The sequence below is a fragment of the Bacillus sp. DJP31 genome, assembly GCF_049310945.1.
GTDB lineage: Bacteria > Bacillota > Bacilli > Bacillales > SA4 > Bacillus_BS.
In genome coordinates this window covers 22,027-31,083 of record NZ_JBMERO010000034.1, presented here as the reverse complement: position 1 = coordinate 31,083, position 9,057 = coordinate 22,027, and the positions used below count along the sequence as shown (strand labels likewise).

The following is a 9,057-nucleotide window of genomic DNA, read 5'->3' as shown; positions in this document are numbered from 1 at the left end:
CATATCCTGTTGTTTCTGCAAAAACAGTCATTTAAACACTATATTAATGAAGAAATCTGGTTGTTTTTATAGTATAAAATGAGTATCATGCTATTCCATTTAAAGATATGGAAAAAGTTATTGGTATCTCAGGCCGTGCCATTCGAAATGTGATGTACAAGCATGGCGTAGAGATGAATCGTGAGCAATCTTCAGGTCAGCCAAGGAAGCATATGGTAAATGAGGATTTCTTTAAGCACTGGTCACATGAAATGGCATGGGTATTGGGGATGTTTGTGACTGATGGATGTGTAAATAAAACCATTAACAGCATTACTTTTACTCAGAAAGACGAAGCTGTTTTATATCTCGTTTCAAAATTAATTAAAGCAGACTATATTCTACCGCCTATCGCAAAGACAAGATTAACTCCGACCCTAATTATTAATTCAAAGGAAATAAAACAAGATCTCGAGAAATTGGGAATAGTAGCAAACAAGTCATTGACCATTTGTTTGCCAGATGTACCTAAAGAGTTTTTACCTTCATTCATAAGAGGAGTGATTGATGGAGATGGCTGGGTTCAAAGAAAAGGCTATGTCATGAATATTACAACTGGAAGCTTAAATTTTGCTCAAGGATTACTATCTGTATTTCAATTATGGGAATTACGCTCTGAAATTACATCAGAAAACAAACAAGTTGGCCATTCTATTTATCGTGTTTGGGTTAAGGGCAAATATAATCTACCTAAACTTGCTACTATTATTTATAATAATAGTACAGATATTACTTTCCACTCATATAAAAGAGATTATATGATACAGCGTTTAGAAGAAGAAAAAAATTTGTAGTAGCTTAGGAGAGATAACTATGTGGAAATTAATCAACGGCAGACTTATTCAAACGACAGATACTACCAGGGTCCAATTTAGAACAAACGTAAGCAAAGCTATATTGGCTCAACTGAATGATTTAGCAATTAAGTATGATACCCACATAAACTATCTAATTGAAAGTGGCTTACAATCGGTTTTATCTCAAGGTGTAATTAATTTCGATAAGGAAACTAGACCAAAGGATCGAGTTCAATATAAAACAACATATGATAAAGAATTGTTAGACCATGTTAAGGAGTTTGCGAAAGATCATAATTTATATATTAATGATGTAATTGAATACAGCGTAAAATTTATAGATCTTAGAAATATAAAGAATAGCAATTTTAGATACAGGTTAGAGTGAGGTTGTTACTTTAATTTTTTCCTTTTCAACGCCATGGTCATAATATATATTATCGGAACTTAAATAATAGAATAGATACATATCTCATTAACGCAAGTTTACTTGGTTTTTGAGATATCAGACGAAAAAAATTTATGTCGTCCTGTCGGGCGACAATAAAATATATATTCAAACGACATAATTTTGTATAGATATGTTTATTAATAGCTATTTATTATTTTTCTCTTAATCATATCTTCTATAACGCTGTATAATAACGACAACATTCAGATTAATAATATGTTTATTTTTTCTTTTACGTCATAAAGTTGTATAGTTTTTTGTGTTAGATGAAATTAACCCTGCAATCAATTGGTGATAAGAAAAACACTAGCAAAAAACAAATCAATAAAAGCAATCTTAAGGAGTGCTTTGAGAAATTTTCTAATAGGGGTAGCGTCTGGAAAATGCGAATTTACAACGATAAGGAAATTTTCACATAAAAGACGATTTTTTGAGATAGGAAATCGCTTTTTCGTTTGCTGTTGCTTGCCTTATCTCCATCCTCTAGTCTCCTAATTTACTAACGGTCTATACTTCAACACAAATAGGTACTAATGCTTCGCTAACCAGTACAACAAGTAATTATTTCAGAATTGCCTCCGAGTTCTGGATTTCCAGAATCTCCTGTTGCGACATACAGCTTTCCATCCGGACCAAGTTTCATTCTACCACCATTATGGATTCTTCCTCCTGGGATCCCATCAAGTAAATTTCTTTTTTCAATCCAGGTGTCGTCATTCCTTTGGAGCACAATCACTCTATTTCTAGTCTCATTACGTTGTTTAAATGTATAATAGGCAAATGCCTGCTTTGATAATTCGAAATCAGGAGCTAACACCAATCCTAGTAATCCACCTACTCCTTCATTATGAACATCTTTACTGAGCGATAGACTTTGGGTAGTTACACTACCAGCTTCGATATCTACCTCAACAATTAATCCTTCCCGCTGACTAATATAAAAGATATCCTCATGCTTTGTTAAAGTCCAATGTATGTATAAATTTTTCACCAATACTTGAGGAGAAGAGCCAATAGCCTCAACTACTTTTGGTTGACCCGTATGAGAGGAATCTCGAGCATATTGGGAATTAATAGAACATCCGGTTAAGATGATTAATAGCAAAATAAGATAATAAATATATTTAGACATACAATTGCTCCTTTCCCGCAGTGATTTATTGCTACTATTACTAATAATAGCAGTTTATAACATATTTTTTTAAAAAAATACGAATAAAGAAATTCATAACGTTCATTCTACATACATAAGGGCATTTCAAAAAAATGTAAAAAGGAGAATACAATTTGGAGCAATATATAATAAATCATATGATCATTGATGATGATTTTATGGATGAGGAATCAGTGACAGCTAATTTCATTCACAATCACAAAGAATATAAAATCACATTTACAAAGTCAGATCTTGAAATAATAAATACTTGGCTTTTCGAGGGTGAAACGACCATTCCAACAATCCTATCTGATTCGATCATTGAGTCAATTAGGGAAGAGGTAAAGAACAAAATATAGCTCAAACCAAAAAACCAGTGATCCTCTCACTGTTTTTTAAAAATAATATTTATTTGTTAATTCACAATCATCATCAATATCTTTCCTTGATCTAGTCCTTCTTCATAAAGTTTTAGCCTCACGCTCGGAAAGTACAATCTCTTTCATTTTCGTTCTAAGTTCATCACCTTTGCTTTCAAAAAATGTACCAACTAAATCATCGATGACCATTTCCTGTAATCCTATAGTATTGGAATCTGCCTTTTCAGCAATTCTCTTTGTGCGATCTTGATCATGGGAGATGACATAGATTTTATCCTTTTCAATACCCTTCGATATAAGCTGATTAATATCCTGAACAAGTTTTTCCTCATTAAAATATTCACTTACGATCGGTTTCAAATGAATCTCTCCTTTATTATTATTTATCGTTATATTTTTATTAGACGTTCTTGAGAAATTTAAACCACTTTTGACCGAATTAATTGTCCTAGTCAAAAAAACAGTTACCACATATAGCATTAAAATGGCGTTTAACCTCACTACTCATTCTTCGTGTTATAAAATCCTTGCTTAAAGCCTATACATATTCATCCCTACATGAATATTATAGAGCGACCATAATCTTAAGGAGGAGTTCAAATGTCTAAAGAGAAAAAGGCAAGAGTAATCCATGTTGATGAGTTAATTATTCATGCTAAAGAAGTCAAAGTAATAGGTCCTGTAAAAGAGGAAGAGGTTTACAAAAGGAGAGATCCATGGGGCTTTTTTGGAGGCGGACCAACTAGAGACCTAGAGGAACGACGTGACCTAGATGATAAGGAATCAGATGCTATATTATATACAGAGGAACTTAGCGACGAACAAGAGGAAAAACAGGATGTTTTAGAAGAAGCTCAGGGAAGAAAAGAGCGAAGATGGATTTAAACTAAAAAAATGTGACATTTAAAAAAACTCAATACATGCGCACCTCTATCTCAATGTATCCGTAAACTAAAAGAGATTTTCTTATTAGCCTATTGGAGAAATGCTTCAATTCAGCTAGTAGTCGAACCAAATAAAATAAACGTAGAGGATTTTTTAATTTATAGATTGCGGCACTACAAAGAGATGTAATTTGAGATTCTTTATAAAAACATAAACGAATCTTAAATGAGGTGCGTATTTTTTTGAAGAAAACTTTTTTCAGGAAACTTTATTCATATACAATAAATTTAACAAATGGCGCATTAACGGAATATTTGTTAATATTAAAAGTGAATTGAAATAAGTATTATCGAACGGTGTAAAAATAAATTTATTATCACACCAATTGGAGGTTAACAGATGTTGAAATTTCCACAACCTAGCATTGAAAGTTTTTTTAGAACAATAAATATCATCGATTTTGATGTGAATGCAACAGAGGATGAACTAATCTTTTCCACAAATCTTAATGGCTATTATAATATCTGGGCACTAAACCTGAAAAAGGGTTATCCTTACCAGCTTACAACTGCTAATCAGATGAACTCTTTTGTAAAATATAATTCTAATGGAAGTAATATTTTACTAGGCTATGATCATGACGGAGATGAAAACTATCATATTTTTGGTGTTAAAACGTCAGGGGGAGAACCCGCACCAATATTAAGTGAAGAGAATGAAAAGTTTTATTTTGGTGATCTCTCTTCAGATGGGAAAAATCTTTATTACATAACAAGTGTTGATAATCCAAACTACCTTAATATCGGTAGAATGAATCTTGAGACAGGTCAAAATGTAATTCTTCTAAAGGGTGAGGATGGACCAAGCTATCTATTTTCTGTTAGTCCTGATGAATCATCATTTACATTCTCAAAGGAAATTGGAAACTCGAGTTCCTTTGGATACATATCAGTAGGGAGTGAAATTATACCAATTACTCCCTCACAGGAATCTCCACATAGAGTTAGACAAGTTAAGTATCTTGATAACGACCATTTACTTTTGTTGACAAACTTTGAAAATGAATTTACATACTTAGCAAGCTATCAAATTAGTACACGGACATTTAAAAAAATTATAGGTATAGAGGGTCATGAACTTACTAATTTAACTATTGATAGAACAAATGAAAAAGTGTTTTTTGTGGCAGAACGTGGGGTAGAGGATCATTTATATGTGTTTAGCTTTACAAACAATGAAGCAAAACTTCTAGATAAGCCATTTGATATGGTTAATAAGATAATTGTCGGAAAGAGCGGATCCTTATATGTGTTAGGCCGATCCACGAATTCACCAGCAAACTTATTCTATAGTGAAAAAATGACTCAATGGAATCAATTAACGAATCATAAAATTATTGGTGTTAATAAGGAAGAGTTAACTGAACCAGAAGTATTGAACTATAATAGCTTTGACGGATTAGAAATCGAGGCACTCTTTTTTAGACCAAACGAGAAGCTAGATAATGGGCACACAATCCTTTGGCCACATGGAGGGCCACAGCATGCTGTTAGAAAAGCCTTTAATCCATTGTTCCAATATTTGTGCACGCAAGGCTTTCGAGTATTCTCCCCTAACTTTCGTGGAAGTACCGGGTATGGTGAGAGTTTTATGAAGCTTGTAAACAAGGATTGGGGCGGGGGACCAAGATTAGATATCATTGCTGGAATGGAATGGTTAGATCAACAAGGAAAAACAAGCTCCAGTAAATGGTTTTGTATTGGAGGTAGCTATGGTGGATATATGACTTTACTTCTTCATGGTCGCCATGCTGATAAGTTCAAGGCATTCGTTGATATCTTTGGACCTAGTAATTTATTTACTACAATCGAGACAGCACCTATGCACTGGAAAGCTGCTGACAGAGAGCTTATTGGTGACGTGATTATAGACAAAGAAAAGTTAATAGAGGATTCTCCGATGACCTATATTGAAAATATGTCTAAACCGATGCTTGTTATACAAGGTGCCAATGATCCCCGTGTCGTAAAGATAGAATCAGATGTTATTGTAGATGCCTTAAAGGAAAGAGGGCAGGACACCCAGTACCTTGTCCTAGAGGACGAGGGTCACGGTTTTTCTAAAACTGAAAATGCCCTAAAAGTATATAAAACAATGGTTAGCTTTCTACAAAAGTATTTATAGAGAAAACCAAGATGAGGGAAAGTTCCTCATCTTTTTTATGTCTTTTTGTGAAACACTATTTATGAAACAAGAAAATTCGGGTAATGGTTGTCATTTGTCGAAATTTAATAAAAGGTATTTTAGTACTGTTCAAGAATATAGTCTAATAGATTGGAGAATAAAGATTAGAAGGAGAGATTAATAATGAATTTTCACTTGTCTGATGAGCAGGATTTGGTTAGAAGATTAGTCCGGTCATTTGTTGATAAAGAAATTATGCCATTTATAGCAGAGTGGGATCGAAATGGACATTTTGCGACTAATATTATGAAACGCTTAGGTGAACTTAATTTGATGGGAGTGTGTATTCCTGAAGAATATGGTGGGAGTGGAATGGATTATAACTCGCTTGCCATTGTATGTGAGGAACTAGAACGAGGGGACACCGCTTTTCGAACGGCTGTATCGGTTCATACAGGACTAAATTGTATGACACTTCTTCAATGGGGTAATGAATTCCAAAAGCAAAAATACTTAGTACCACAAGCCAAGGGGGATAAGGTGGGTGCATTTGGATTAACAGAACCTAATGCAGGTTCAGATGTAGCTGCACTCCAAACAACTGCTGATAGAGATGGTGATTTCTACATTTTAAACGGTCAGAAGACGTGGATTTCACTTTGCGATGTTGCCGATCATTTTCTTGTATTCGCTTACACAGATAAATCGAAGAAACATAAAGGAATTTCAGCTTTTATTGTTGAACGAGAAATACCAGGTTTTTCTTCGAAAGCTATTAAAGGAAAGCTTGGAATCCGCGCTGGAAATACGGGCGAATTGTTTTTTGACAATGTAAAGGTTCCAAAGGAAAACCGACTTGGAGAAGAAGGGGATGGCTTTAAAATTGCGATGTCTGCACTGGATAATGGTCGATTTACAGTTGCAGCAGGTGCATGTGGGCTCATTCAAGCCTGTTTAGAAGCTAGTGTCAAGTATTGTCATGAGCGTAGCACATTTGGTAAAGAAATAGGTAAGCATCAGCTAGTACAGCAAATGATTGCTAAAATGGAAGCAGGTCTTCAAATATCAAAATTACTAGTTTATCGAGTAGGCAGTTTAAAAAATGAAGGTAAGCGAAATACGAGAGAAACATCATTAGCTAAATGGCAAGCATGTGATTTTGCAAATGAAGCAGCAAATGATGCCGTGCAAATACACGGTGCCTACGGTTATTCTGATGAATATCCTGTTGAACGATATCTCCGAAACTCAAAAGCACCTGTCATATATGAAGGAACACGTGAAATTCATACCGTGATGCAAGCCGAATATGTTCTAGGCTATCGTGAGGACAAACACTTAAACTATAATCTCCCAGCATGGTCCAGTGATTCATTATCTTTTAAATAGATTGAATATTGAGAATAATAACTCTTGTATTTATTTCCTTTATAGAGCATAAGGGGTGTATATTGTGATTGAAGAAAAGATACAAGTAGCATTGTTTAACAGTATTATTACAAATAGAGACGGCAAAATTCTATCTATACATATAGAAGAAGGTCATGCTCTTAAAGCTTTTTTATCATACAAGCTTGCCATACAAGCAACATTTAATAACTGGACAGAAAAAGACGGTAATGTAATTCTTGCTACTAAAGATGAAGATCATTATTTACTTTTGTATCGGGACTATACTAAAAAGGATCAATTATGTCGCCTGTATATTTTAGTGGATGACCCTAATTTCTTTGAGCTTGAGAAACGACTTAAGGAATTAGACATCTCAAATAGAGAATTAGATGCCATTATAGAGAGTTCCTATGACGGGATATACATTACAGATCGCTTTGGGAATACATTAAGGACTAATTCAGCGATTGAGAGAATCACAGGAATTCCTAAACATTATTATGTTGGAAAAAATATTAACCATTTAATAAAAAGAGGAATTTTAGAAGAGTCTGTTACCCTTAAGGTTATCGAGCAAAAGAAAACAGTCTCTGTTGTTCAAAAGAATTTTAATCAAAAAGAAACATTAATGACAGGTAGTCCAATATTCAACGAAGAAGGTGAAATAGAAAAGGTTGTAACGAATATTAGAGATCTATCTGATTTAAACCAGCTGAACAAGGAATTATTAAAAGTACAGAAATTGAACGAGCAGTATAGAGAAGAGTTACAGCGTTTAAAGTCCTACACTCATCAAGATCCCGATATAATATTAAAAAGTGATAAGATGATGGGAATTTATGAAATGGTAGGAAGACTTGCGAATTTTGATACGACAATGCTTATACTTGGTGAAACTGGAGTTGGGAAGGATGTATTAGTTCGTCATCTATATCGACTAAGTTCAAGATGCATTGAAGGAAAATTAATTAAAATTAACTGTGGTGCTATTCCGAGAGAGTTACTTGAATCGGAATTATTTGGCTATGAAGGTGGCGCTTTTTCAGGAGCGAATCGGTCTGGAAAAGCAGGTATGTTTGAGCTTGCCCATAAAGGAATGCTTTTCTTAGACGAAATCGGGGAGCTTCCTCTCGATTTACAGGTAAAATTACTTAGAGTCATTCAAGAAAAGGAATTTATGCGTGTAGGAGGTACAAAAACTAAAAAGATAGATGTTAGATTAGTTGCTGCTACAAATAAGGATTTAAAAGAGATGGTAAAGCTTGGTCAATTTCGTGAAGACTTGTACTATCGACTGAATGTTGTTCCAATTGTAGTGCCACCTCTTCGAGAACGTCGAGACGATATAATTCCATTAATTCATCATTTTTTAGAATTTTACGCAAAAAAATATAATGTTAACAAAGTGTTTGATAAAGACCTAAATAATTTCTTCTATCATTACCAATGGTCAGGAAATGTCAGGGAACTTTCCAATCTGTTAGAACGGTTAATTTTGACCATTCAACATGATCTCATTACATTATCTGATCTTCCGGAAGAATATAGATTGAAGAATGATGTTGAAATTAGTGTTAGTGAACATCTTTCATTAAAAGAAGCTGTAGAATTAGCAGAACAAACGACTTTGAAAAAAGCATTGTTAAAATGTAAGACAACTTACGAGCTTGCAGAAAAACTTAAAACGAGTCAAGCAACAGTTGTGAGAAAGCTTCAAAAATACAACTTGTCTTAGGTAAATCAATTATGAATTAATAATTCAAAAACAAATTA

At 33.9% G+C, this 9,057-nt stretch carries 9 protein-coding genes; 7 read left to right on the top strand and 2 right to left on the bottom strand.

Going from position 1 to position 9,057, the window contains the following annotated elements; translation table 11 throughout:
- The first annotated feature begins 107 nt into the window (after window positions 1–107).
- Both ACOI1C_RS20120 and ACOI1C_RS20115 read left to right on the top strand, forming a co-directional pair.
- Entirely contained in the window at window positions 108–833 is a 726-nt protein-coding gene (locus tag ACOI1C_RS20120) for an LAGLIDADG family homing endonuclease (RefSeq protein ID WP_422512356.1), read from the top strand.
- A gap of 19 nt (window positions 834–852) precedes the next feature.
- Window positions 853–1,224 (top strand): rRNA methyltransferase, encoded by a 372-nt coding sequence (locus ACOI1C_RS20115; protein WP_422512355.1) that lies wholly within the window; start codon window positions 853–855, stop codon window positions 1,222–1,224.
- A 604-nt stretch (window positions 1,225–1,828) separates the two neighbouring features.
- Here ACOI1C_RS20115 and ACOI1C_RS20110 read toward each other — a convergent pair.
- Window positions 1,829–2,419, bottom strand: coding sequence for a PQQ-dependent sugar dehydrogenase (locus ACOI1C_RS20110; protein WP_422512354.1), 591 nt, complete (start codon window positions 2,417–2,419; stop codon window positions 1,829–1,831).
- Between the two features lie 155 nt (window positions 2,420–2,574).
- Between ACOI1C_RS20110 and ACOI1C_RS20105 the strand changes: the two genes are divergently transcribed.
- The gene (locus ACOI1C_RS20105) at window positions 2,575–2,802 is read left to right on the top strand and encodes a hypothetical protein (protein ID WP_422512353.1); all 228 of its coding nucleotides are present in this window, start codon (window positions 2,575–2,577) and stop codon (window positions 2,800–2,802) included.
- Window positions 2,803–2,904: 102 nt separating this feature from the next.
- Here ACOI1C_RS20105 and ACOI1C_RS20100 read toward each other — a convergent pair whose 3' ends face one another.
- Complete coding sequence (locus ACOI1C_RS20100; RefSeq protein ID WP_422512352.1) at window positions 2,905–3,183, bottom strand: general stress protein; 279 nt, start codon at window positions 3,181–3,183, stop codon at window positions 2,905–2,907.
- A gap of 240 nt (window positions 3,184–3,423) precedes the next feature.
- Here ACOI1C_RS20100 and ACOI1C_RS20095 point away from each other — a divergent pair, with 240 nt between their 5' ends.
- From ACOI1C_RS20095 to ACOI1C_RS20080, 4 genes are all read left to right on the top strand, one after another.
- The gene (locus ACOI1C_RS20095) at window positions 3,424–3,708 is read left to right on the top strand and encodes a hypothetical protein (protein WP_422512351.1); all 285 of its coding nucleotides are present in this window, start codon (window positions 3,424–3,426) and stop codon (window positions 3,706–3,708) included.
- A 399-nt stretch (window positions 3,709–4,107) separates the two neighbouring features.
- Window positions 4,108–5,892 (top strand): S9 family peptidase, encoded by a 1,785-nt coding sequence (locus ACOI1C_RS20090; RefSeq protein WP_422512350.1) that lies wholly within the window; start codon window positions 4,108–4,110, stop codon window positions 5,890–5,892.
- Between the two features lie 183 nt (window positions 5,893–6,075).
- Window positions 6,076–7,281, top strand: a complete 1,206-nt coding sequence (locus ACOI1C_RS20085) for an acyl-CoA dehydrogenase family protein (RefSeq protein ID WP_422512349.1) — start codon at window positions 6,076–6,078, stop codon at window positions 7,279–7,281.
- A gap of 64 nt (window positions 7,282–7,345) precedes the next feature.
- Window positions 7,346–9,019, top strand: coding sequence for a sigma-54 interaction domain-containing protein (locus ACOI1C_RS20080; protein WP_422512348.1), 1,674 nt, complete (start codon window positions 7,346–7,348; stop codon window positions 9,017–9,019).
- The last annotated feature ends 38 nt before the right edge of the window (window positions 9,020–9,057 follow it).

Bases quoted from the DNA above. Each gene is read 5' to 3' on its own strand.
- ACOI1C_RS20120 (WP_422512356.1), top strand. From the start codon at position 108: ATGGAAAAAGTTATTGGTATCTCAGGCCGTGCCATTCGAAATGTGATG.
- ACOI1C_RS20115 (WP_422512355.1), top strand. From the start codon at position 853: ATGTGGAAATTAATCAACGGCAGACTTATTCAAACGACAGATACTACC.
- ACOI1C_RS20110 (WP_422512354.1), bottom strand. From the start codon at position 2,419: ATGTCTAAATATATTTATTATCTTATTTTGCTATTAATCATCTTAACC.
- ACOI1C_RS20095 (WP_422512351.1), top strand. From the start codon at position 3,424: ATGTCTAAAGAGAAAAAGGCAAGAGTAATCCATGTTGATGAGTTAATT.
- ACOI1C_RS20090 (WP_422512350.1), top strand. From the start codon at position 4,108: ATGTTGAAATTTCCACAACCTAGCATTGAAAGTTTTTTTAGAACAATA.
- ACOI1C_RS20085 (WP_422512349.1), top strand. From the start codon at position 6,076: ATGAATTTTCACTTGTCTGATGAGCAGGATTTGGTTAGAAGATTAGTC.